The organism is Sorangium sp. So ce281 (assembly GCF_051527395.1).
Taxonomy (GTDB): Bacteria; Myxococcota_A; Polyangia; order Polyangiales; family Polyangiaceae; genus Sorangium; species Sorangium cellulosum_B.
Window position 1 is genome coordinate 1561428 of the sequence record NZ_CP150322.1, and the last position, 23578, is coordinate 1585005.

Genomic DNA, 23578 nt, shown 5'->3' on the forward strand with positions numbered 1-23578 from the left:
TGCCCCGTGATAAGCCGCAGGCGTGACCCGGATCGATCACCTCATCGAGGCCGTCCCCGAGGACGTGCTCGGCATCTGTCGCCGCCTCCGCGAGCGCGGCAAGCGCGGCTGGATCGTGGGCGGCTGCGTGCGCGACCTGCTCCGCGGGCAGGACGCCAAGGACTGGGACGTCGCGACCGACGCGCGGCCGGAGGAGGTCGTGGCCGCGTTCCGGAAGGTGATCCCGACCGGGATCCAGCACGGGACGGTGACCGTCCTCGTGCGCGGCGTGCCGTACGAGGTCACGACCCTGCGCGGCGACGGGACCTACAGCGACGGCAGGCGGCCGGACCGGGTCGAGTTCGTGGACGACATCACCGCCGATCTCGCGCGGCGGGACTTCACCATGAACGCCATCGCGATCGATCCGGTGGACGGGCACCTCATCGATCCGTTCGGCGGGCAAAGGGATCTCGAGGCGAAGATCATCCGCGCGGTCGGGGATCCGGGCGAGCGGTTCGCCGAGGACGGGCTGCGGGTGCTGCGCGCGGCGCGCTTCGCGGCGACGCTGGAGGGCGCGCTGGACCCGGAGACCGAGCGCGCGATGGGCACCGCGCGGTCGCACCAGACGTTCCGCTGCGTGAGCGCGGAGCGGGTGCGCGACGAGTGGCTGAAGGCGATGCGCGCGCGCCGCCCGAGCGTGGCGTTCGAGATCATGCGCCGGACGGAGCTGCTGGCGATCACCTGCCCGGAGATGATCGAGTCGGTCGGGTGCGACCAGAACCGATGGCACGCCTACGACGTGTGGGGGCACGCGATGGCCTGCCTCGACGCGTGCAAGCCCGAGCCGATCCTCCGCGTGGCGGCGCTGATGCACGACATCGGGAAGCCGAGGACGCGCGAGTTCTCCGAGAAGACGAGGGACTACACGTTCTACGAGCACGAGCGGGTCGGGGCCGAGATGGCCGACCCGATCCTCACGCGGCTCCGCTTCTCGAACGACGAGCGCGCGCGGATCGTGGCGCTCATCCGACACCACCTGATCTGCTACGACGACACCTGGACGGACGCCGCGGTGCGCCGCTGGCTGCGCCGGGTGACCCCGGCGCTGGCGCCGGATCTCTACGAGATCGGCGTCGCCGACGCGCTCGGCAAGGGGCGCGAGGCGACCGAGGACATCGCCACGATCGGGCGGCTCCGGGAGCGCGTGGACGCGCTGCTCGCCGCGGGCGCGGCGCTCTCCGCCAAGGATCTCGCCGTGAACGGCAATCGATTGATGAAGGAGCTCGGCATTCCGCCGAGCCGGCTCGTCGGCGAGCTCCTGGAGCGCCTCGTCGAGCTCGTCACCGAAGAGCCCGAGGCGAACACGCCCGAGCGCCTGCTCGCGGCGGCGCGCGAGCTCGTTGCCTCGAAGAGCGCAGTCTAGCGCTTCCCCCCGCCGCAAAGTTGCGATTCACGTCGCCGAGCGGCCGAGGGGAGACGTCAGGATGGCTGTGCGCCGCGCTCGCTGCGTGTACCCGAGGGTGGTCTCGCAGGGCTGCCCCGGGGCCGACGTGTCGTGCGGCGCTCCGGTTCACCCGCCCTCGGCCATGTCCTCGCTCCTTTGGTGAGCCTGTCCCAGAGGGCGAGTCGAACGGTCGTGGACAAGGTACCTGGACCGACAACGGTGGTCGGTTGTCTACCTCATGTCGGTCTAGATTATTTCATGTCGATCGCGTCCACCGGGACGTGAGTCTGGTAACATCCGTCGCTGCGCATTGTCGCGTTCCCCAATCTGGAGGTCATTTTGAAGCTCTCGACGAAGACGCTTGTTGGGCTGGTTGGTCTGGGTTTGCTTGCGGCGGCGGCAGCCATCGGTGGGTGCTCCGGCGGGGGTGGTGAGGCGAACCCCGGCAATAGCGGCTCTGGCAGCGGCAGCGGCAGCGGCGGCAGCGGCAGCAGCGGCGAGACGTCCGGGAGCGGGCTCGGGAACGGCGGTGAGTTCGATGTCGACGCAGGGACCGGGGACAAGGACGCGTCGCTCAATGGCGATACGGCGTGCGTCGCGACCCGATTGCAGGCCGATTACCAGCAGCGCCCGGCCGACATCATCTTCATCATCGACAACTCGGAGAGCATGAAGGACGAGATCAACAGCGTCCAGCGGAACATCAACCAGAACTTCGCCTCGATCATCGCGGCGAGCAAGATCGATTTCCGCGTCATCATGCTCTCGAGGCACGGCAGCTCGGACGTGGAGCAGTCGGTCTGCATCGAGGCGCCGCTCGGCAGCGGGAGCTGCTCGCCGGTCCCGTCGGCCCCGAACACCAATCCGCCGCACTTCTACCAGTACAACCTGGATATCAGCAGCCTCGACTCGCTCTGCATGGCGATCGACACGCTGAAGGGCGCGATCCAGCCCAGGGGAGAGACCATGTCACCCGGGTGGTCGCAGTGGCTGCGGGAGGACTCGCTCAAGGTGTTCGTCGAGATCACCGATGACGGCGTCGACTGCACGACGAAGTCGCTCGGCGCGGACAAGGCGGTCTTCGAGGAGGGGGCTGACATCAAGCTTTACGACCTCGACGATGATGAGCCTGCGAACAAGAACGTCGCCGGCGGCACCAGCTCGGCAGAGACCTTCGACGCGGCCCTCATGGCGGTCGCGCCGGAGTTCTTCGGCTCGAAGGACGCGCGCAACTACAAGTTCTTCAGCTTCGTGGGCATCAAGGAGAACGACCCAATCACCGCCCCCTGGCCGCCGGAGGCGCCAGCCACCTGGGAGCAGTGCCGGCCAGACTCGGTCGATCCCGGGACGACCTATCAGGTCCTCAGCGTCATGACCGGCGGGCTGAGATACCCGATCCAGCAGCACGCCACCTACGATGCGGTGTTCCAGGCCATCGCAGACAGCGTGATCTCGGGCGCCAAGCTGTCGTGCGAGGTCGAGGTGCCCACGGCGCCGGACGGGCACTCGATCGACCTGAAGACGGTGCAGATCGAGTTCACGCCGAGCGACGGCGGGCAGAAGAAGACCTTCTCCCAGGTGAAGAGCCTCGAGGAGTGCGCCGGGGCGACCTCGTCCTTCTACATCGAGGAGGGGCAGATCAAGCTGTGCGAGGACACGTGCGCCATGGCGGCGCAGGACAACACCGCGGGCATGGAGCTGCTCTACGGCTGTTCGGTCACCCCGGACTGAGCGAGGAGGCGCTCCCGGGCGCGGCACCCCGGGAGCGCCGCCACTTCGGGGCGTCCGGCCGAGCGAGCCCTCTCCCTGGAGGGATCGCGGGAGCCAGGCGCCCGCGCCTGCTACCCTGCGCGAGAGGCAGATGCGGGTCGATGTGGCGTGCCGTGCCGGCCACGGCGGGAGCGAAGAGCCCGAGGCGGTCACCCTGGGGGAGCGCCGCGTGCGGGTGACGGAGATCCTCGACCGGTGGCCCGGGGGCGATCACCTCTACTTCAAGGTGCGCGGGGACGACGGCGCACGGTACATCCTGCGGCGAGATTTCGAGATCCTCGTCTGGGAGCTCGAGGTCTACGAGGCCGCCGAGGACGAGCGGGGGACCGGTCAGGGGTAGACTGGCCGGCCGCGCACGAACGCGCGCTGGACGGTCGCGTCGGACGCGAAGACGAGGTGGTTCAGCGTCTCGGCCTCGCCGAGCACGTGCTCGGGGAAACGCACGGCGATGAAGTCCGCCTCCTTGCCGGCGTCGAGGCTGCCGACGACGTGGCCCAGGCCGACGGCGTCGGCGGTGCCCTGCGTGGCCATGACGAAGAGATCCGCCGGGGTCAGGCGGTCGCCGAGGCAGAGGGCGTTGTCGAAGGCGCTCGACATGCTGCGGCGCATGTCGAAGCTGCGGCCGGCGCCGACGTCGCTGCCCAGCCCGACCGGGACCGCGCGCGCGCGCGCGTCGGCGAGGCGCATGCGGCCGCTGCCCAGGAAGAAGTTCGAGTCGGGGCAGTGGACGACCGAGGAGCCCGTCTCCGCGAGGCGGTCCCACTCGCGCGGCGAGAGGTGAATGGCATGCGCGAGCAGGGCGCGCCCGGTGAGCAGGCCGACGCGGTCGTAGACGTCGACGTAGTCGCGCGCCCAGGGGTGCGCGCGCAACGTGGCCTCGCCCTCGGCCGGGTTCTCGGCGACGTGCGTCTGGACGAGGAGGCCGTGATCGCGGGCGAGCCGCGCGGCCGCCTCCATCAAGGGACGGGAGCAGCTCGGGGCAAAGCGGGGGGTGATCGCGAACTCGAGGAGGCCGCCGCCCTCGCCGTGCCAGCGCTGCACGAGATCACGGGCGGCGGGGATGGCCTCGTCGCGAGGGACGCGGAGCGCCTCCGGGCAGCTCTGGTCCATGAGCGTGAGGCCGGCGATGCCGCGCAAGCCGGCGGCCAGCAGGGCGCGGAACAGCCGGTCGGTCGCGCCGGCGCACGAGCTGGAGAAGACGGCGCAGGTGGTCGTGCCCGACGCGAGCAGCCGGCCCGTGAACTCGCCGGCGACGCGCGTGGCATAGGCCTCGTCGCGGAAGCGGGCCTCCTCGGGGAAGACCGACCGCTCGAGCCAGTCGAGCAGCGGGCCGCTGGCGCTGCCGATGATGCGCGTCTGCGGGAAATGGACGTGCGCGTCGATGAAGCCCGGCATCAACACCGCAGGCCGCAGGTCGAGCACCGGCCCGCGAAACGCGCCCGGGGCGAACGGCGCTGCATGGGCGATCCGACCGTCGCTGCCGACCACGAGCAGCGCGTCGTCGATGGTGCGGACCCGAGCGCCGTCCGGCGACGCGGGGATGGGGGTGAGCAGGCGACCGCGGTAGGCGCGCGGCGACTCCGGCGGCCGCGCGCTCATCGGATGGCGATCTCGCTCCGGCGGGCCCAGCCCATGAGCAGCTCGCCCCCGCCGTTCTTCATGACGAGGGCCCACGCGCCCGACTCGCGCACGATCATCACGATCTCGCCCGCGGCGATGGCGCCGACCCGGGTGCCGTCCGCCCGCGGCTCGTCGAGCAGCGTGATGCCGCGCGAGGCGATGCCCGCCTGGAGGCGCGCAGGCCCGCCCGGGTCCTCCTCGTCGTCGAAGGCAGGGCCGTCGTCGTGAAGGGATGGCCGCTCGTCGGAGCCTGGATCGTCGTCGAACGGGAAACGAGGGTGGACCTGCGCGCGCCGGTCCGCCGGGGAGCGCCCGTCGAGGAGGTGCGCGAACCGGCCAGCGCTCTGCGCCGGCGCGCGATCGCCGGCGACCGCCCGGAACACGACCGGCGCCGCCGGGAGCAGCACGACGGCGGCGGCGGCGAGGAGCGCGAGCCCGGTCAGCCGATCGAGCTGGCGCGCGCGCGGCGGGGCCGGCGCGGCGCCCGGCGGCTCCGCCCGGGCAGCGAGGCGCGTGCCGGCGTGCTCGGCGCGCACGTCGCGGGGGCCAGGCGAGGCGCCCTGTCCGGCGGGGGGGTGGTCCATCAGCGCAGAGGATACGCGCTGTGGCGAGCGCGGTCGACTGCGCGGCGGCGCGCGGCGAGCGCGTCAGCGGAGCTCGCGCGGCAGCGGGGCGGCGGCGGGATCGCCGGAGACGGCGCGCTCCGCGGGGACGCCGATCGTGGCGCCGTGGTCCGCGCAGCAGCGGAAGCCCTGCTGGTAGAACATGTGGTTCTCGTCGTGCGAGCGGGTCGAGGGGCGGCAGCGCGTGCGGACAGGGCCCCAGTAGCCGCCCTTCAGGATGGAGGGGCGCTCGCCCTCGCGGACGGAGCGGGTCCACTCATCGATGTTGCCGGTCATGTCGTAGACGCCGAAGGGGCTCCGGCAGCGCGGCTGGGCGCCCGCCGCCATGCCCTGCCAGAGCCGGTCCATCTCGGCCATGGCCGCGGGGCCGCCCCGCGGGCGCAGCGCGGTCTCGATGTACGGCCGCCATGCCTGATCGACGACGCACGCTTCAGGCTCGCGGACGTAACCGTAGGGGTAGGGGCGCGCCTCCTCGCCCTCGCAGGCGAACGTCCACTCGGCCTCGTCGCAGAGGCGCTTGCCCTCCTCGGCGCAGAGCTCGCTCGCCTCGTAGAACGAGACGAGGATGAACGGATAGACGCCCTTCTGGTTGGGGTACTCGTAGCGATCCATGCAGAAGTGCATCGGCTTCGTGTCGAGGTCCTTCGACATCGAGAGCCACTTCTCGCGATCGAACTCCGCGCACCGCTCGGGGTAGTCCCTGCTGATCCAGTGCTTGCAGGTGGTCCGCTGCATCTCGTCGATGGAGCGCAGGTCGCCCTGGGCCTTCGGGGCGGGGTCGAGCTTCATGAGGCCGGAGACCTCGACCATGCCCGTCGGGCAGGTGCCGCGGGTGCCCTCGATCTGGTCGGTGGCCTCGCGCGACTCGGCAGGCGACGAGGCGATCTGCCAGTGGCGATCGCGCACGAGGCGCCACTCGAACCGGAGGCGCCGCGGCAGCGAGCCCGTGATGGCGCCCGCGCCGAGCGTCAGCGGCACCGACGGCGCGTCCGCGAGCCGCACAACGAGCAGCGCGAGCGAGGCGAGGCCCAGCGCGAAGCCGACGGCGACGGCGGCGCGAAGCGCCCTCGCGCGGGGGGGCGCGGGCTTCCGCGTCGAAGGGGCGAGTCGGTGCATGATCCCTCGCAGTAAACTCTACTGCGAGGCAGACTCGAAGGCAGACAACTTTTCGCGGAGCCGCCCGAGGTCGGCCTCGAAGCGCCGCTCGCCGGACAGGTCGCGGGTCTCCCGGGGATCACTCCCGAGATCGAAGAGGAGCAGGCGGTCCTGCTGCTTCCGCTTCCGCTTCTGCTTCCGCTCGATCACGAGGAGCTTGAGCTGCCCGTCGATGACCGCGGCGCGGCGGGCGGTGCGCGCGAACACCGGCCCTCGGGGTGCGCGGTCGCCCTGGCCATGGCCGGCGGCGATCGCGGCCAGGGAGGCGCCTTCGACGGCCGTGGCCTCCGCGCCGCCGACGTCGAGGACGGTGGGCGCGATGTCGACCGTGCTCACCGGATGCGGGTAGCGGCCCGGCGCGGCGCCGGGGAGGGCGATGACGAGGGGGACGCGGATCGCCTCCTCGTAGAGCTCGACGCCGTGCCCCACGGGGCCGTGCTCGCCGAGTCCCTCGCCCTGCGAGCCGTGGACGATGATCGCCGTGCGGCCGGCGCGGGGGCCCCTCGCCACGGCGTCGAGCAGGGCGCCGAGCTGCCGGTCGACATAGGCGATCTCGCCGTCGTAGGCGGCGGTCCTGCCGGAGCCGAAGCGGATGCCGGGGTGGGCGAGGTAGCGCTCGTGGGCGTCGAAGAGGTGGAGCCAGAGGAAGATCGGCTGGGTGCGCTGGGCAACCCCCTCGAGGAGCGCGATGGCCTTCTCGACCGCGAGGTGGCCTGTCGCCTCGCGCTCCGGGTGGGCGTCGCCGTAGACGGTCTCGAAGCGGTCGAACCCTTGATCGAAGCCGCGCTCCTGGCTGATCCACGTGAACGAGCTGACCGCGGCGGTGAGGTAGCCGGCGCGCTTCATGCGCTCCGCGAGGGTGTCGTTCTCGGGCAGCAGCGTGGGCCACTCGCGGCGGTCGCGCGCCGCTCGGTTGAGGCGGCGGCCGGTGACGAGCGGCGAGATGGCCCGCTGCGTCTCGCTCGAGGCGGCGTAGGCGCGCTCGAACAGCACGCCGCGGGCCGCGAGCGCGGCGAGCCGCGGGCTGGTGTCGCGGCCGTAGCCGTAGGCCGACGTGTGGTCGGCGCGGACCGTGTCGAGCGTGACGAGGAGGACGTCGGGGCGCGTCGGCGCGGCGGCGGGCGCGGGGGATGCGGGCGTGGTCCCGGCGGGGGAGATGGTCTTGGTCAGGACGGCCGGGATGACCGCGCCGCCCTCGTCGCGCGCGGCGGGCGTGGAGGCGGCGCGCACGTGCGCGGCCGCCGTGGCGCCGGCAGGAGCGGCCGGCGGGGCGCCGGAAGCGGCGGCCGGCGGGGCGCCGGCGGCCGCGGTCGTCTGCGCGCCGGCCGGCGAGCCCGCGACGGCCCTGGCGGGCAGGGGGGCGGCGCCCTCGTGGGCCCCGTCGCTGCAGTCCTGATCGATGCCGTCGCCCGGCGTCTCCGGTGCGCCGTGATACCGGGTGGGATCGCCCTCGTCGCAGTCGAGGCCGCCGAAGTGCGAGCCCATCCCGTCGCCGTCGCGGTCGGTCCACTGCTCGAGCGCGCTGAAGAGGGTGGCCGCGAGCCCGCCGCCGGCGCGCACGGCCTGGCCGAGCGGGGGGAACGACTCGATCCGGGCGGTCGCGGTCATGAGGACCAGGGCGGCGAGCGGGACGCCCGCGACGCCGGCGATGCGGCCGACGGCCGCGCTGAGGTCGACGCTCGAGACGAGCGCGGTCGCCACGAGCGCGATGGCGCCGTCGACGATGGCGGCGCGCACGGCGGTTCCGGGGTCGCCGGTCGTGCTGGCCGCGTGGGCGGCGAGCGGGGCGAAGGCGGCGACGAGGGGCACGACCCCGATGGCCGTGCCGGCGGCGGCGAGGAGCCACGGCTTCACGCCGCGGGCGGCGAGGCGATCGCCGAGCGCGACGAGGCGCTGGGTGACGAGCGCCGCCGCCACGACGCCGGCGAGGCCGAGGACGCCGAAGGTCGCGCCGGCGAGGCCCCGGTGGTGGGTCGTCGCCTTGAGGAGGGCGGCGAGCGCGGCGAGCACCGGGAAGGCGACGCCGATCCAGAGGGCGACGCGGAGGACGGCGAGCCGCTGGCCGCCGGCGCCGACGATGCCGCGGAAGCCGCGGCCCGCCGCGCGCGAGAGGATGAGCGCGAGCGTGACGAGCGGGAGCAGGACGGCGGTCCCGACGAGGAGCCCGTCGAGGAAGGACGCGCCGGCGCGGGCGGTGCGGAGCGCGGTCGGCACGGCGGAGAGCGAGGCGACGCCGAGGCCGAGCACGCAGGCCTCGCCGAGGCGGGTGGTCCAGGCGCTGCGGCGCGGCGGGGGAGGGGCCGGCCGCCCCGGCGGGGGGACGGACCTCCCCGGCGGCGCGCTCTGCCGGGCGGGCGGGCCGCTCGGCGATCGCGGCGGGACGCTGTCATGAGAGCCGGCGGCGCTCGGCGGCGGCGGGGGACCTGGTTCGGCGGTGATCATGGGCACACAGGGGGGGGAGGGCCGCGGGGGCGCCTCGCGAGGGCCTGTCGCGCCTGGCCGCGAGGACGTGCGCCCTGGAGAACGGGGCCTACCATCGGTGTACCGGGCCGCAAAGTATCCTGCGGGAGCGGACGAGCCGGGGGCGCCGGCGGCCGGCAACCCGGAAGCGACGCGCTCGGCGTCGAGGCTGCGGCACGCGAAGCCGGCAAGATGGCTGGCATGGGTGCGCCGGGGCCCGCGCGGCGCCTGGCACGTGCCCGCTGGCGGGCTCCGCGCGGGTACGGCACGATGGCGGAGCCGTGTCGCTCCCCGCGCTGAGGCCCGACTGGGTTTGCGAGGTGCTGAGCGTCTCGAACACGCGCAACACGCGCAACGATCTTGTGAAGAAGATGCGCACGTATCACCGGTGCAAGGTGCCGCATTGCTGGATCGTGGATCCAATGAACGAGGTGCTCACCGTGCATCGCTGGATGGATGACGGGTATCTGAACGTGCTCACGGCAGAGCGGGGCGAGCGCGTCAGGGCAGAGCCATTCGACGCGATCACGTGGTCCGTCGGGGCGCTCTTCGGGGACGATCCGGACGAGGCGTAGAGCGGCGCCCCCGGCCTCGACCCCGCCTGGTCCGGACGGCGCAACGCGGACACCGTCGGAGATGTGCGCCGGCGCCGCCGCGACCCCGGTTCTCCTTGCTCAGGCCCCCCCGACGACTTGTATCGTCGCAAAGACGCTGCCCTTGCTTCATCGGCCGCCCTGTCCTTCCTCCCCTCCAAGGAGCTCTTCATGACGCTGCTGCGACGCCGTGCTTCCGTCTCCGCGCTGATCTTGCTCGCCTTGTCCGCCTGCGGAGACGACGATGGGGTGAGCGAGACCGGGCTGTCGTGCGGTCCAGGCACGAAGGCAGCCGACGGCGTGTGTGTGCCTTCGGCGACGAGCCCCGGTGTCGTCTGCGGCGAGGGCACCGAGGATGTCGACGGCGCGTGCGTGCCTTCGGCGACGAGCCCCGGTGTCGCCTGCGGCGAGGGCACCGAGGACGTCGACGGGGAATGCGTCCCGACCGCGCTCCAGCCCGGGCATTTCCTGAGCCCGCTGGTGCAGCTCCAGAGCTTGCACGAGGTCGGGAGCCACACGGATGAGGTCCGCGTCCGCGACGATGACTTGCTCCTCAATTGCAGCTACACATTCAACGTCATCGATGCGGAGGACCCCGCCGGCATGGAGGTGCTCGCGGGGGGGCTCAAGCACACCATCCCCGGCGATACCCGCACGCCGGGCTGCAAGCACCTCGCGTGGGACGGCGATCTCGTCTTCACCGCCCACCTCGGCAACATCCGGAACCCGGCCTTCCTGAGCGGCTGGGACATCAGCGATCCCGAGGCCCCGGTGCAGCTGCCCGTCCTGCAGGAGGAGGGGATCAGCTACGAGGGGGTCGACGTCGCGAACCACAACATCTTCGTGGGGCTGCACGGAGATGGCCTCGGCGTCTACCGCTACGACGGCGAGGTCGGGTTCACGCGGGTCGGCAGCCTGGGTGGATTCACCAATGCGTGGGGGGTCGCGGCGCGCGACAACCATGTCTTCGTCGCCGACGGCGTGGACGGGCTCGTCACGGTCGACGCGACGGACCCGACGGCGCCGGTGGAGCTCGGGCGCGTGGCGACCGGCGGCCAGGCGAAGGGCGTCGTCGTGGACGGCGACTTCGCTTATGTGGCAGCGGGCTCTGCGGGCGTCGCCGTCGTCGACATCTCCGACCTCACGCGCCCGGTCGTTGTCGGTCGCGCCGAGATGCCCGGGACCCCGCTCCGCCTGGCAACCTCCGAGCGCCGCCTCTTCGTCGCCGCGTGGAACGACGTGCGCGTGTACGACGTGTCCACGCCCGCCGCCCCGACCTTCATCGCGGCCGTGCGCATCCCGAGGGCGTTCGAGTACGACGATCCGGATCGCGAGCTCCCCACGATGCGCACCTTCGGCGTCGCCGCCCGGGGTCAGGACGTGTTCATCGGCACCTGGGAGAACCCGTATTCCTACCGACTCGAGCCGGACCGCCTCGCCCCCAACATCCGTCTCCCGGAATCCGCTGCGCGGATCGATTTCGGCCCGGTCGCGGCCGGGGACACGAAGACGCTCCCGCTCGAGGTCACGAACCAGGGGACGGCGCCGCTCACCCTGGTGGACAGCTGGGTCAGCGGCTCCGCGTTCAGCGTCGAGCCGCGCCAGGCCCGGATCGCGCCCGGCGAGACGATCGAGCTCAACGTGACGTACCTCGCCTCGGCGACGGACCAGGAGATCGGCTATCTCCACATCGCCTCGGACGACCCCGCGGCCCCGGTGCGGAAGAGCTACCTCGTCGGAAACGCGCCCGGCGTGAGCGTCGGGGCGCCCCTGCCCGCGACCACGGGCACGATGCTGGACGGCACGACATGGACCTCGGAGGAGTCGGCAGGGGGCGTGCTTCTGCTCACCTACTTTGCCACCTTCTGTCCGGTCTGCGCCAACCACCTGCCGGACACCGAGGAGCGGTTCTGGCTGAAGTACAAGGACCAAGGCCTGCAGATCGTCGCCCTCAACCCGAGGGAGCCGGTCGATCAGATCGGCCAGGTGCAGGCGTATTGCGACAACATCAAGGTCAGCTTCCCGGTCGGGCTCGAGGAGACCGCGAGCACCTACGCCGCCGTGACGTCCAATTTCCCCGGCCCCAACCCGTTCCCGGTCGACGTGATCGTCGGCAAGGACGGCATCGTCCGGTACGCCAGCCACGAGTACGACCCCGACGCCATGACGGCGGTCATCGAGCAGGCGCTGGCCGAATGATGAAGCGCGCCCTGCTCCTGATGGTCGCGCTGATTGCGTCCGGTTGCGACGGAGGCGGCGGCGCAGCGACCAGCGGCGGTGGCGACGCCGGCGGCGGCGCAGCGACCGGAGGCGGCGGCGCAGCGACCAGCGGCGGTGGCGACGCTGGCGGCGGCGCAGCGACCGGAGGCGGCGGCGCAGCGACGGGCGGCTCCGGCGCAGGCGGCGCGCCGGCGGGTCCGGGCGTGACCGGCGTGCTCGCGGACGAGGCGGGACAGCCCATCGGCGGAGCCACCGTGCTGTTTTGCAATACCGCGGTCTGCTACTCGGACCGATCGAGGGCGGATGGCCGCTTCACCTTTCGCTGCGACGCGGAGCCGCCGGTCGACTTCGTGGTGAAGTCGATGGAGGACGCGGGGACGACGCCGCGCCGGGGAACGACCATGTTCCCGCTGCGCTTCACGGACGCGGTCACCGTCGACGCGGGATCGCTCTTCGTGCCGCACCTGCCCGCGGGCGCCGTCCTCGGGCCGAACAGCGACGATCCGCAGGTGCTCGAGGTCGGCGATGGCCTCCAGCTCACCGTGAACCGCGCCGCGCTCGCGACGCCGCTCGGCGAGGCCCTCCACGACATCGCGGCCCGGAAGATCCCGCCGGAGCGCGTGCCACCGCTCCCCGATCTCGGCGGGGAGGAGATCGTGGCGGTCTACGCGCTTTACCCGTTCGCGACGATCAGCGACTCGCCCGTCGGGGTCCAGGCCCCCTCGGACCTGGCGCCAGGGACGCCCGTGAGATTCCGGACCCTGAGCGAGTACGACGGCAAGCTCTCGGCGCCGGTTGCCGGTGAGGCAGACGGCTCGGTCATCAGGACGTCGCCCGGCTCCGGGATCGACGAGCTGACCTGGCTCGTGATCTCCAGGTAATGCGTGTGCGCTCTCCCGGGCTTCTCCTCGAGCCAGCCACCCAACGATCTCTTTTATGCGATCTTCCGCGCCTTCTATCCCGTCGGCCACATGACCGATGTGCCGATGTGATGGGGCGGCTCGAGGCGCGCGCGGAACCCGCTTGACGCTCGTCGCGCCCGCAAGCTATGTTCCCCGCATGCCCCGCGCGCTCCCCGCGTCCTGCGCTCGCCGCTGTTCCGAGGCCTTCGTCCTCGGCGGCGCGTCGTGCTCGGCCGTCGAGGTGGGTTCGTGCGTGGCAGGGCTGCGCTGGTGGCGCTGGTGCTCTACCAAGGCGGGCCCTTACCACGGGTAACGCGCCTCCCTGCGGGGAGGACGACCTGAAGGAAAGAAGAAAGAGGGCCCGCCGGAACAACGGTGGGCCTTTTCGCTTTTGTCCGCTATGCAGTGCGCCGCAGCCCGACGCCCGAGTCCCGAGGATCCGTGTCTGCCAGAACAGCCGTGAACATGAGGAGAGAACCATGATGCATGCAGTCATCGATGCGCTCTGCGCCGGCGTCGACCTCTCCGCGGAGCAGACCGAGGCGCTGTTCCGCGACCTGATCGCCGGGGCGCTGACGGAGATCGAGCTCTCCGCGCTGTTCGTGGCGCTCAAGGCGAAGGGCGAGACCCCCGCCGAGATCGCGGGCGCGGCGCGCGCGCTCCGGGGGATGTCGGTGCCGTTCGCGCGGCCGGCGTATGCCTATGCCGACTGCTGCGGCACCGGCGGAGACGGGCAGTCCACCGTGAACGTGTCGACGGCCGTCGCCTTCGTCGCGGCCGAAGCGGGCCTGCCGGTCGCCAAGCACGGCAACCGCTCGGTCTCCTCCCAGTGCGGCTCCGCCGACGCGCTCGAGGCGCTCGGCGCCCGGCTCGACCCGCCGGCCGAGGTCTCGCGCCGCGCCCTCGATGAGGTCGGCTTCTGCTTCCTCTTCGCGCCGCAGTACCACGCCGGGCTCCGCCACGCGATGCCCGTGCGCCGCGCCCTCAAGGTGCGCACGATCATGAACCTGCTCGGCCCCCTCGTGAACCCGAGCGCGCCGCCGATCCAGGTGATGGGCATCTACGATCCGGCGCTCGTCACCGACGCCGCGCGCACGCTCGGCATGCTCGGGTGCCAGGCCGCGCTCGTCGTCCACGGCGGCGGGCTCGACGAGGTCGCCCTGCACGCCCCGACGCGCGCGGCCCGGCTCCGCGACGGGGTCGTCGAGGAGCTCACGATCGACCCGGCCGACGCGGGCGTCGCGCCGGCGCCGATCGAGGCGCTCCGGGGCGCCGGCCCGGCGGCGAACGCGGCGTGGCTCCGCGACCTGCTCGCCGGGCGCGGCGCGCCCGCGCACCGCGATGCCGTGGCGATCAACGCCGGCGCGCTGCTCTGGATCGCCGGGCGCGCCGAGGGGCTGCGGGAGGGGACGGCCCTGGCGCTCGACGCGCTGGGCTCCGGGCGCGCGGCGGAGCGGCTCACGCGCTTCGTGGCGCTGAGCCGGGACGGGGCCCAGGAAGCGCGGAAGGAGGCGAAACATGGCTGAGCAGGGCAATGTGCTCGCGCGCATCGTGGAGCGGAAGCGGGCGGACGTGGCGGAGCGCGAGCGGCGGACCCCGCTCGCCAGCCTCCGGGCGAGCGCGCCGCCCACCTCGCGCAGCCTCCGGCGCGCGCTCTCCGCGCCGGGCGCGCGGTTCGTCCTGGAGTGCAAGAAGGCCTCTCCGTCCGAGGGCCTCATCCGGCCGGATTTCGACCCGCACGCCGTCGCCGCCGCGTACTACGGCGTCGCCGACGCGGTGAGCGTGCTGACCGACGAGCCCTTCTTCCAGGGCAGCTTCGAGATCCTCCAGGCCGTGCGCGCGGTCGTGGACGTCCCGATCCTCTGCAAGGACTTCGTCGTGGCGCCCTACCAGGTGATCGAGGCGCGGGCGAACGGCGCGGACGCGATCCTGCTCATGCTGTCGGTGCTGGACGACGCGACCGCGCTCCTGTGCCTGGGCGCCGCCGAGGCGCTCGGCATGGACTGCCTCGTCGAGGCCCACGACGAGGCGGAGCTCGCGCGCGCGCTCGCGCTGCCCGCGCCCGTGATCGGCATCAACAACCGCGATCTCAAGACGCTCAAGGTCGATCTCGCCGTCTCGGAGCGGCTCGCCCCGCGCGTGCCGCGCGATCGCATCGTCATCGCGGAGTCGGGCGTCGAGTCGCGCGCCCACGTGGAGCGGCTCGCGCCCTCGGTGGACGGGTTCCTCGTCGGCACGTCGCTCATGCGCAGCCCCGACATCGCGGACGCCGCGCGCGCGCTGGTGACCGGCAGGGTGAAGATCTGCGGCCTGACCCGGCCCGGGGACGCGCGCGAGGCGGAGCGGCTCGGGGCCCGCTTCGGCGGCCTCGTCTTCGCCGAGACCTCGCCGCGGCGGGTGACGCGCGAGCAGGCCGAGATCCTGGTCGCCACGGCCGCGGGGCTGCCCTTCGTCGGCGTTTTCCTCAATCAATCCGTGGACTTCGTCGCGGATACGGCGCGGGCGATCGGGCTGCGCGCCGTGCAGCTCCACGGCGACGAGGACGCCGCGTTCGTCGAGGCGCTGCGGCGCGCGCTCCCCGAGGGGTGCGAGGTCTGGAAGGCGGTCCCGATGGCGCCGTCCGGGGAGGCCGCCGGCGCGGCGGGCGAGGCGGGCGACGGCGGCGCGGGCGCGGAGGTCGAGCGCAGCGCCGATCGGCTGGTCTTCGACACGCGCACGGCGGAGGCGCGGGGAGGCACGGGGCGGACGTTCGCCTGGAGCGCGATCGACGGCCACCCGGCGCGCGCCCGGAGCCTGCTCGCGGGCGGGCTGAACCCGGACAACATCGCCGCGGCGCGCCGGGTCGGGACGTGGGGGCTCGACGTGGCGTCGGGCGTCGAGCGCGCGCCCGGCGAGAAGTGCGCCGACCTGCTCGTGCGCCTGTTCGACGGCGCGCGCGGCCCGTCGCGCCACGACCGTGACCCCGCGGCCCCGTCGGACCGCGCCTCCCCCTGACGGCAGCTCTCACGACCCACAACGCACAACCGACGATCGAGGCAATCACCATGCAGCAAAGCGGCCGCTTCGGCGCCTTTGGCGGCGCCTATGTCCCGGAGATCCTCGTGCCCGCGCTCGAGCAGCTCGAGCGCGCGTACCTGGAGGCGCGCGGCGATCCGTCGTTCGCGGCGGAGTTCGACGCCTTGCTGACGACCTACGCGGGGCGACCGACGCCGCTCACCCTGTGCCGCAACCTGACCGGCGACCCGCGCGTGAAGCTGTACCTCAAGCGCGAGGACCTGCTCCACGGCGGCGCGCACAAGACGAACCAGGCGCTCGGCCAGGGGCTGCTCGCGCGGCGCATGGGCAAGCGGCGGCTCATCGCCGAGACCGGGGCCGGCCAGCACGGCGTCGCGACCGCCATGATCGGGGCCCTGCTCGGCATGCCCACGCGCATCTACATGGGCGCGAAGGACGTCGAGCGGCAGCGGCTCAACGTCTTCCGGATGCGCCTCATGGGGGCCGAGGTGGTGCCCGTGACCTCGGGCTCGCAGACGCTGAAGGACGCGCTCAACGAGGCGCTGCGCTACTGGACCGAGAGCTACGAGGACACGCATTACCTGATCGGGACGGTCGCCGGGCCCCACCCGTTCCCCACGATCGTGCGCGATTTCCAGTGGGTGATCGGCCGCGAGGCGCGCGCCCAGATCCTGGAGGCCGAGGGGCGCCTGCCCGACGCGGTGGTCGCGTGCGTGGGCGGCGGCAGCAACGCCATGGGGATCTTCTCCGAGTTCATCCCGGACAAGGGCGTGGCGCTCGTCGGCGTGGAGCCCGCCGGCCACGGCCTGTCGACCGACAAGCACGGGGCGACGCTCCTCAAGGGCCGCCCGGGGGTGCTGCACGGGTCGGAGACCTACATCCTCCAGGACGAGCACGGACAGGTCGCCGAGACGCACTCGGTCTCGGCGGGGCTCGACTACCCCGGCGTCGGGCCGGAGCACGCGCACCTCATGACGTCGGGCCGGGCGACGTACGTCGCGGCGACGGACGACGAGGCGCTCGACGCGTTCCAGCGGCTCTCGCGCAGCGAGGGCATCATCCCGGCGTTCGAATCGGCGCACGCGATCGCGCACGCGCTGAAGATGGTGGCGGAGGCGGCGCAGGCAGGGCGCGAGACGGTGCTCGTCGTGAACCTGTCGGGCCGCGGAGACAAGGACATGGAGCAGGCGCAGAGGCTGCTCGATCCCGGGAGGTCGACATGAGTCGGGAGACGGTGACGACGCGCTACGATCGCGCATTCGAGCGGCTGCGGCAGCGCGGCGAGGGGGCGTTCATCCCCTTCCTGATGCTGGGGGATCCGGACCTCGCCACGAGCGCGCGGCTGCTGCGCGCGGCGGTGGAGGGCGGCGCGGACGCGATCGAGGTCGGGATCCCGTTCTCGGATCCGATCGCGGACGGCCCGACGATCCAGGCCGCCGCCGTGCGGGCGCTCGAGGCCGGCGTGAAGCCGGGCGACTGCATCGAGCTCCTGGCGCGGTTCCGGGCGGAGGCGCCGGAGGTGCCGATCGGCATCCTGACGTACGCGAACCTCGTGAAGCACCGCGATCTGGCGGGCTTCTACGCGTCGGCGGCCGCGGCCGGGGTCGACAGCGTGCTCGTCGCCGACGTGCCGGTGAGGGAGTCGGATCCGTACGTGGCGGCGGCGCGCGCCGCGGGGGTGGCGCCGGTGCTGATCGCGCCGCTGAACGCCTCGGAGGCCACGCTGCAGCGGCTCGCGGAGCGGTGCAGCGCGTACACGTACTGCGTGACGCGCAAGGGCGTGACGGGGGCGGACGAGCAGCTGCGCCTGGGCCACGGGGCGCTCTTGGAGACGCTGCGCCGGTTCGGCGCGCCGCCCGCGATCCTGGGGTTCGGCATCTCGAAGCCCGAGCACGTGCGCGACGCCCTCGCCGCCGGGGCGTTCGGCGTGGTCAGCGGGTCCGCGGTCGTGCAGCGGGTGGCGGCGAACCTCGGCGATCCCGAGGCGGCCGCGCGCGCCGTCGCGAGCTTCGTGCGCGAGATGAAGGCGGCGACGGCGCGCTGAGCGCGCCGGCCGGATGGCGTTCCACCCGCGGAGCCGGTCAGCTTCACGGCGGAGCGCCGTCGCTACCGCGCCATGCGTGGTTCGCCTTTCGGGCGGCGAGCCGAGCTCACCGGCACGTGACGCCGCAGAGTATCCCCGAGAGCGCGATGCAGCTCTCGTCCCACCCGAGCGAGCAGCAGAAGCTGTCTCCGTGCTCTCCGCACACGGTCTCGACGCAGCTGTTGCAGGTCGCGTCGAGGGGCGCGCCTTCCTCGCAGAGGTCGTGGGCGCACCCGCAGGCCCGCCCGCAGGCGGCGGTGAGGCCAGCGACGCAGTGGGTGTCCCACCTGCTCATGCAGCACGCCGGGTCCTCCGCGCACAGCGCGGTCACGCACGGGTCGCAGCCCATGAGGAGGGGCGCTCCTTCCTCGCAGAGGTCGTGGCTGCACTCGGCCGGCGGGCACACGCCGCAGTCGGTGGCGCACGCCTGGCAGTTCTCCCTGTCGGGCTCGCATGTGCCGTCACCGCAGACCGGCGGGCACACGCCGCAGTCGGCGGCGCACGAATCGCACGTCTCGCCGGCATCACACGTCAGATCGCCGCACGCCGACGCCCCGCCCTCTCCACCGCCGCCGGCGGCGTCGCCGCCGCCCGTCGAAGCGCTGCTCGCTGAGCCGCCGCCCGCCGAGGCGCTGCTTGTCGAGGCGCTGCTCGTCGAGGCGCTGCTCGTCGAGGCGCTGCTCGTCGAGGCGCCTTGCCCGCCCGCTCCGCCGCCGCCCGTGGCATCGCCGCCACCCGCTGCTCCGCCGCCAGCCGAGGCGCTGCTCGCCGAGCCGCCTTGCCCGCCCGCTCCGCCGCCGCCCGTGGCATCGCCGCCACCCGCTGCTCCGCCGCCAGCCGAGGCGCTGCTCGCCGAGCCGCCTTGCCCGCCCGCTCCGCCGCCGCCCGTGGCCTCTCCGCCGCCAGCCGAGGCGCTGCTCGTCGAGCCGCCTTGCCCGCCCGCTCCGCCGCCGCCCGTGGCATCTCCGCCGCCCGCCGAGCCGCTGCTCGTCGAGCCGCCTTGCCCGCCCGCTCCGCCGCTGCCCGCCGATCCGCCGGCCCCACCGTGCCCACCGTGCCCGCCGGACGCGCCGGCGCCGGACGTGCTCGCCGCGCTGCTCGGCGCGGCGTTCTCGTCGTCGCCGCAGCCGGCGATCGTGAGGGTCGATGTCAGGGCGAGCAAAGCACACATGCGGAGTGAACGGTTCATCAGGGGAGCCTCGTTATCATCATGCGTTGGGAGCGGCCTCGCGCGCGTCGCGCGCGAGGCCGCCTGTCAAAAGAGCCCCACGGAGAAGTGGAGTGCACCGTCGATCTCATCCAGCTCGTCGCGCGGATCCAGGTTGAAGCCGTAGTCGAAGGCGAGGGGGCCGATGGGCGTGTTCACCCGCAGGCCGGCGCCGAGCCCGTAGCGCAAGAGCCGCGGATCGAGGTTGACGTTCTTCGCCTTGATCCAGAGGTTGCCCGCGTCGAGGAAGAGCCCGAGCTGGAGCAGATCCGTCAGCGGAATGCGCAGCTCGGCGCGGGGGTTCACCATCACCGTCCCGCCGCGCGGGATATCGTCGGTCGATACCTCGGCGTCTCCGCCCAGCGCCTTTCTCGCCTCCTCGAGCCCGTCCTCAGGATACAGCGACTCGGCCAGATGGGAACGGAGCGAGTCGACGCCGCCGAGGAAGAAGAGGCGATCCGGGTACGTCCCGCTCTCGGCCACGAGCGGCTGAATGTACCCTCCGGACAGGCTCAGGGCGAGGGTGAGCCGCGACCGCGGCGCGAGGGGGATATAGCCCGACACGCGGCCCGTGAATCGCAGGAAATGGCTCTCGGGGAAGCTCGATTGGGCCCGGACCGACGCGAAGGCGTCGAAGGCGTCGACGTGCTCGACGCCGCCGGAGAGGAGGAAGCCCCGGGTCGCGGCGAAGGGGGTGTCCCGCGTGTCCCAGGACGCGTCGATCCGCTGCGCCAGGGCGATCGTCTCGCCCTCGGGCATGCGCAGCTGGTCGAGGATATCCCGCTTGTCGGCGCCGACGGCGCCCGGGAAGAATCCGACTTTGTTCAGCTCGGTCGACAGGGCGAGCTGCGTCGTCACGGCGCGCCGCGGGCGGTAGGTGATCGCGGGGATGATCGCCGTCTTCGTGACGCCGAAATCCAGCTGGTTGTCGCGCACGTTGATGCCCGCGAGCGACATGCCGACGAGCGGGCCGAGGCCGATGTCCGGGAGCGTGACCGAGACCGCGATGCGGCGCTCCAGCTGGTCGTCGATCTGGAGATCCTCGTAGTGGCGGCTCGCCGCCTTGTCGACGATCATGAACTCGAAGAGGTAGCTGAGATGGACGCCCATCGTGAGGCCGATGGCGAGGCCGCCGATGTTGCGGTGTCCGTACTCGAAGGCGACGCGCGCGCCCTCGCCGGTCGAGAACCCGATCTGCGGGTTGAGGTACTGCGGCAGCTGCTCGACCACGTGGATGACGACCCGCTTGTTCTTCTGCGGGACGTCGGGATCCTCGAGCGATATCGACACGCTGGAGAAGGGGCCGAGCGCGGCGATGCGCTCCTCGCTCAGGCGGGCCTGCGACTGGCGGAACGGCGCGCCCTCGCGGAGCAGCACGCGGCGGAGGATCAGCTGCTCGTCGGTCCGGACGGCGCCCTTGACGACGATGCCGGTGACGAACACCCGATCTCGCTCCGAGACGATGAACCGCGCGCGGGCGCGCGTGCGGTCGGGCGAGGGCTCGATGGCCGTGCGGACCTCGGCGAACGCGTAGCCCAGGTCGCGGTAAGCATCCATGATGCGCAGCCGCGCGGCGTCGAGCGCGAGCGTCGAGAGGGGCTGTCCGACCTTCAGATCGACGAGGTCGCTGAGCCAGCGCTCGCTGAACGGCCGCGCCTCGGCGCAGAAGGCGCGGTCGCGCTCGCTCAGGCCGGCCTGGCCGCAGAAGCCCTTGTTCCCCTCGAAGGCGAGATCGTAGAGCTGGGTCTGCGGGCCGGGATGGACCGGAATGCGGAGCGTCACCTCGGGGGAGCACGCGATGCGCCGGGCGGCGTCGGGGCGGCACGTGAGGGCGGCGGGGACGGGCGGCTCGGGGAGGGGCAGCCCTTGCGCGTCGGTGAGGCACTGGGCCGTGACGCGCTCGGCGACCGGCTCGGGGATGCAGGCGCCCGGCGGGGAGCGGCGCGAGCAGGTGGCGCGGAGCACGGAGACCGGGCCGACGACGGCGTTCAGGTAGCCCTTGCTGAAGTAGAGATCGCGAAGGTGCTTGAGGGCGCGCTCGTAGGTCTCCTGCGCGTACGTCATCGAGGGGATGAGCTCGACCGGCCTGGCCCGGCCGCCGGCGCCGCGGGTCGGGCCGAAGAGGTCCGAGATGCCTCGCGGGTCGGGCATCGAGAAGGCGTCGGCGCCGGGCAGGTCCTCCTCGAGGAAGCTCTCGATCTCGCGGCCGAGGTCGTCCGGGCCGAGGTCGCCCGTGAGGCAGGGGAAGACGCGCTTCGTGACCCTCACCTGCTCGTGCTCGCGGACGGTGAACGTCAGGTAACGGACCGCATCGTCGGGCTTGCCGCCGAGCGACGGGGTGACCTCGGCGTCGAGGAAGCCGCGCTCGACGTAGAACGCGCGGAGCCGATCGGTGAGATCGTTCGTCTTGGTCTCGGTCGTCTCGCCGAGATCGAGCGCGGCCTCGAGGGCGTCGTCGTCGAAGGCGCGGTTGCCGTCGAAGACGGGGACGATGCGCGCGCCGGGCTCGAGGTAGACGTAGAGGTAGTTGTGCGGGCCGACCGCGAGCACGCGGTGGGAGACCTCGGCGTCGTGAAAGCCGCTCCGGCGGAGCAGCTCGGCCATCTCGCGGTCGGCCTCGGCGAGGGCGGGCTCGTCGACGCGGGCGCCGACGCCGAGGCCGTAGCTCTGCTTGAGCGAGCCGAGCTCCCGGTCCGCGCGCGGCGCCACGACGAAGACGCGCTCGGAGACCACGCGTGGCGCGCCGGCCTCGATGTCGAGGGCGAGGACGACCTGGGAGGGCTCGTCGGTGTCGACGGCGCGGATCGTGACGGCGGCCGCGGGGTAGCCGTGAAGCGCGTAGAACGCGCGGATGCGGGGGCTGATCTCGGCCAGCGTGGCCGTGGTGAGCTCGCCGCCCTCGGCGATGCCGGCGGCCTCGAGGGTGTCCTGCCGGTCGAGCGCGCCGCCGGTGATCTGGACGGTGGCGATGCTCCTGCGGGGGACGACGACGATCCGGAGCGCGGCGCCGTCCGGCACGGCGTACGCCTCGGCCGACGCGCGGGCGAAGTTGCCGGAGGCGAGCAGCTCGCGCATGGCGCGGCGCGCGGCGTCGGGGCTGAGCGGCTCGCCGAGCTCGACGCTCGTGACCGGCGACACGATCTGCCATCGGTCGCCCTGCGCGGTGACATCGATGCGGACGATCGGCTTGCCGACGAGCTCTCCCAGGGCCAGCGGCTGGCCGAGCGACGGCACGTCGGTGGCCTGGGTGCCGGCCTCGCCCGAAGGCACGGCCCGTGCCGCAGGGTCGACAGCGTCGACCGGGTTGAGGCTGGCCTGACCGGGGTTGAGGTTGGCCTGACCGGGATTGAGGTTGGCCTGACCGGGGTTGAGGCTGGCTGGAGCCGGACGTGCGGGGGGCGGGGCGGCGTGCGCCGGGACGGCGATCGCGCCGAGCGGCAAAAAGCCGAGCAGAAGGGGAATGAGGGTGGAACGGAAGCGAGCCATCAGGCGCGGAGCGCCGGGGGACGAAGCGGAAATGAACCGGCGCCGGCGTGCACGACGGACGCAGCGTAGCCCGGTTGGGCGCTGGATGGGCAAGAGGCCGCCCGCGAGGCCTCGATGTGCGAGACGTGGGGCTCTCGGCGGGCAGAGCTCGTGCTAGCGTCGCCGCCCGTGCGAGGCACTGGATGAAGGACCTGGCGATGCTCGTCGGCGCCGTGGCGCATGACGCCAAGGTGGTGACGCTGTGGGAGAGCCTGCGCGAGCACTTCCGCGAACATGGAATCCTGATTGATTTCGCGCTGTTCTCTACGTACGAGCGCCAGGTCGAGTCGCTGATCCGCGGGCACATCGACGTCGCCTGGAACAGCGCCGTCGCGCACGTGCGGGTGAAGCGGCAGACCGAGGGCCGGTCCCGCTCGCTCGCGATGCGCGAGGTCGATCGCGACTTCCACAGCAAGCTGCTCGTCCGCCGCGACGCCGCCGTCGGGGCGCTCAGCGATCTGGAGGGCAAGGCGCTCGCTGTCGGGAGCGTCGACTCGGCGCACGCGCGCATCCTGCCGCTCCACTTCCTCCGGCAGGCGGGCGTGGCCGTGGAGAAGATCCAGCTCGTGCCGTTCGAGGTGGACGTCGGTAAGCACGGGGACACCGCGACGAGCGAGGTCCAGGCGCTCGCGGCGCTGCACGAGGGCAAGGCGCAGGCGGCGGCGGTCGGGGACGCGGTGTGGCTCGCCGAGCAGGCGAACGGCCACATCGACCTCCGCCGGGTCGACGTCCTCTGGACCACGCCGGCCTACGATTTCGCGATGTTCGACGCGCTGCCGGCGCTGCCCGAGGCGAAGGCCGAGGCGTTCCAGCGCGCGCTGCTCGGCATGACCTGGAAGAACCCGAAGCACCGGCGCATCTTCGAGCTCATGGGCCACAGGCAGTGGGTCTCCGGCCGCGACGACCGGTACGGCGCCCTCGACGCGGCGCTCGCCGCGGCCACCTGACGGCCGCGGATCGAGCGCCACGCGAGCGTCGT

General features: G+C 72.9%; 17 protein-coding genes. 11 read left to right on the plus strand and 6 right to left on the minus strand.

Annotated elements, in window-relative coordinates; translation table 11 throughout:
• Positions 1-22 precede the first annotated feature (22 nt).
• The 3 genes from WMF27_RS05830 (at position 23) to WMF27_RS05840 (ending at position 3536) form a co-directional block, all read left to right on the plus strand.
• Positions 23-1405 (plus strand): CCA tRNA nucleotidyltransferase, encoded by a 1383-nt coding sequence (locus tag WMF27_RS05830; protein ID WP_437761241.1) that lies wholly within the window; start codon positions 23-25, stop codon positions 1403-1405.
• A gap of 360 nt (positions 1406-1765) precedes the next feature.
• Positions 1766-3157, plus strand: a complete 1392-nt coding sequence (locus tag WMF27_RS05835) for a hypothetical protein (RefSeq protein WP_437761240.1) — start codon at positions 1766-1768, stop codon at positions 3155-3157.
• Positions 3158-3287: 130 nt separating this feature from the next.
• Positions 3288-3536 carry a hypothetical protein gene (locus WMF27_RS05840; RefSeq protein ID WP_437761239.1) on the plus strand — a complete coding sequence of 83 codons (249 nt, stop codon included), beginning with the start codon at positions 3288-3290 and terminating at the stop codon, positions 3534-3536.
• Here the strand turns inward: WMF27_RS05840 and WMF27_RS05845 are convergent.
• The 4 genes from WMF27_RS05845 to WMF27_RS05860 all read right to left on the minus strand — a co-directional run bounded on the left by WMF27_RS05845 (position 3527) and on the right by WMF27_RS05860 (position 9036).
• On the minus strand, positions 3527-4795 hold the full coding sequence (locus WMF27_RS05845; protein ID WP_437761238.1) for a guanine deaminase: 1269 nt from the start codon (positions 4793-4795) through the stop codon (positions 3527-3529). The two genes, WMF27_RS05840 and WMF27_RS05845, sit on opposite strands and share 10 nt — an antisense overlap.
• On the minus strand, positions 4792-5400 hold the full coding sequence (locus WMF27_RS05850) for an SH3 domain-containing protein (protein WP_437761237.1): 609 nt from the start codon (positions 5398-5400) through the stop codon (positions 4792-4794). Before WMF27_RS05850 ends, WMF27_RS05845 begins: the two co-directional genes overlap by 4 nt.
• A 63-nt stretch (positions 5401-5463) precedes the next feature.
• Positions 5464-6555: a formylglycine-generating enzyme family protein gene (locus WMF27_RS05855; protein WP_437761236.1), complete on the minus strand. Its 1092-nt coding sequence runs from the start codon at positions 6553-6555 to the stop codon at positions 5464-5466.
• Between the two features lie 18 nt (positions 6556-6573).
• Complete coding sequence (locus tag WMF27_RS05860) at positions 6574-9036, minus strand: sulfatase-like hydrolase/transferase (RefSeq protein WP_437761235.1); 2463 nt, start codon at positions 9034-9036, stop codon at positions 6574-6576.
• 299 nt (positions 9037-9335) lie between these two features.
• Between WMF27_RS05860 and WMF27_RS05865 the strand changes: the two genes are divergently transcribed.
• From WMF27_RS05865 to trpA, 7 genes are all read left to right on the plus strand, one after another.
• Positions 9336-9629 carry a Uma2 family endonuclease gene (locus tag WMF27_RS05865; RefSeq protein WP_437761234.1) on the plus strand — a complete coding sequence of 98 codons (294 nt, stop codon included), beginning with the start codon at positions 9336-9338 and terminating at the stop codon, positions 9627-9629.
• Between the two features lie 189 nt (positions 9630-9818).
• On the plus strand, positions 9819-11846 hold the full coding sequence (locus WMF27_RS05870; protein ID WP_437761233.1) for a redoxin domain-containing protein: 2028 nt from the start codon (positions 9819-9821) through the stop codon (positions 11844-11846).
• Positions 11843-12748: a hypothetical protein gene (locus tag WMF27_RS05875; protein WP_437761232.1), complete on the plus strand. Its 906-nt coding sequence runs from the start codon at positions 11843-11845 to the stop codon at positions 12746-12748. The genes WMF27_RS05870 and WMF27_RS05875 overlap by 4 nt, the downstream gene beginning before the upstream one ends.
• A 503-nt stretch (positions 12749-13251) precedes the next feature.
• The gene (trpD, locus tag WMF27_RS05880) at positions 13252-14295 is read left to right on the plus strand and encodes an anthranilate phosphoribosyltransferase (protein WP_437769895.1); all 1044 of its coding nucleotides are present in this window, start codon (positions 13252-13254) and stop codon (positions 14293-14295) included.
• Positions 14288-15763, plus strand: a complete 1476-nt coding sequence (trpCF, locus tag WMF27_RS05885) for a bifunctional indole-3-glycerol-phosphate synthase TrpC/phosphoribosylanthranilate isomerase TrpF (protein ID WP_437761231.1) — start codon at positions 14288-14290, stop codon at positions 15761-15763. The genes trpD and trpCF overlap by 8 nt, the downstream gene beginning before the upstream one ends.
• A 50-nt stretch (positions 15764-15813) precedes the next feature.
• On the plus strand, positions 15814-17007 hold the full coding sequence (gene trpB, locus WMF27_RS05890; RefSeq protein ID WP_437761230.1) for a tryptophan synthase subunit beta: 1194 nt from the start codon (positions 15814-15816) through the stop codon (positions 17005-17007).
• Positions 17004-17828: a tryptophan synthase subunit alpha gene (trpA, locus tag WMF27_RS05895; RefSeq protein ID WP_437761229.1), complete on the plus strand. Its 825-nt coding sequence runs from the start codon at positions 17004-17006 to the stop codon at positions 17826-17828. The genes trpB and trpA overlap by 4 nt, the downstream gene beginning before the upstream one ends.
• Positions 17829-17934: 106 nt before the next feature.
• On the opposite strand, the gene WMF27_RS05900 is transcribed toward trpA, so the two are convergent.
• Together WMF27_RS05900 and WMF27_RS05905 are read right to left on the minus strand one after the other, a co-directional pair.
• Complete coding sequence (locus WMF27_RS05900; RefSeq protein ID WP_437761228.1) at positions 17935-19056, minus strand: hypothetical protein; 1122 nt, start codon at positions 19054-19056, stop codon at positions 17935-17937.
• Between the two features lie 66 nt (positions 19057-19122).
• Positions 19123-22560 (minus strand): POTRA domain-containing protein, encoded by a 3438-nt coding sequence (locus WMF27_RS05905; protein WP_437761227.1) that lies wholly within the window; start codon positions 22558-22560, stop codon positions 19123-19125.
• Positions 22561-22742: 182 nt separating this feature from the next.
• Between WMF27_RS05905 and WMF27_RS05910 the strand changes: the two genes are divergently transcribed.
• Complete coding sequence (locus tag WMF27_RS05910; RefSeq protein WP_437761226.1) at positions 22743-23546, plus strand: phosphate/phosphite/phosphonate ABC transporter substrate-binding protein; 804 nt, start codon at positions 22743-22745, stop codon at positions 23544-23546.
• Positions 23547-23578: the final 32 nt, after the last annotated feature.

Excerpts from the sequence above, each read along its gene's own strand:
- WMF27_RS05840 (WP_437761239.1), top strand. The coding sequence starts at position 3,288 with ATGCGGGTCGATGTGGCGTGCCGTGCCGGCCACGGCGGGAGCGAAGAG.
- WMF27_RS05845 (WP_437761238.1), bottom strand. The coding sequence starts at position 4,795 with ATGAGCGCGCGGCCGCCGGAGTCGCCGCGCGCCTACCGCGGTCGCCTG.
- WMF27_RS05850 (WP_437761237.1), bottom strand. The coding sequence starts at position 5,400 with ATGGACCACCCCCCCGCCGGACAGGGCGCCTCGCCTGGCCCCCGCGAC.
- WMF27_RS05855 (WP_437761236.1), bottom strand. The coding sequence starts at position 6,555 with ATGCACCGACTCGCCCCTTCGACGCGGAAGCCCGCGCCCCCCCGCGCG.
- WMF27_RS05860 (WP_437761235.1), bottom strand. The coding sequence starts at position 9,036 with ATGATCACCGCCGAACCAGGTCCCCCGCCGCCGCCGAGCGCCGCCGGC.
- WMF27_RS05870 (WP_437761233.1), top strand. The coding sequence starts at position 9,819 with ATGACGCTGCTGCGACGCCGTGCTTCCGTCTCCGCGCTGATCTTGCTC.
- WMF27_RS05875 (WP_437761232.1), top strand. The coding sequence starts at position 11,843 with ATGATGAAGCGCGCCCTGCTCCTGATGGTCGCGCTGATTGCGTCCGGT.
- trpD (WP_437769895.1), top strand. The coding sequence starts at position 13,252 with ATGCATGCAGTCATCGATGCGCTCTGCGCCGGCGTCGACCTCTCCGCG.
- trpCF (WP_437761231.1), top strand. The coding sequence starts at position 14,288 with ATGGCTGAGCAGGGCAATGTGCTCGCGCGCATCGTGGAGCGGAAGCGG.
- trpB (WP_437761230.1), top strand. The coding sequence starts at position 15,814 with ATGCAGCAAAGCGGCCGCTTCGGCGCCTTTGGCGGCGCCTATGTCCCG.
- trpA (WP_437761229.1), top strand. The coding sequence starts at position 17,004 with ATGAGTCGGGAGACGGTGACGACGCGCTACGATCGCGCATTCGAGCGG.
- WMF27_RS05900 (WP_437761228.1), bottom strand. The coding sequence starts at position 19,056 with ATGAACCGTTCACTCCGCATGTGTGCTTTGCTCGCCCTGACATCGACC.
- WMF27_RS05905 (WP_437761227.1), bottom strand. The coding sequence starts at position 22,560 with ATGGCTCGCTTCCGTTCCACCCTCATTCCCCTTCTGCTCGGCTTTTTG.
- WMF27_RS05910 (WP_437761226.1), top strand. The coding sequence starts at position 22,743 with ATGAAGGACCTGGCGATGCTCGTCGGCGCCGTGGCGCATGACGCCAAG.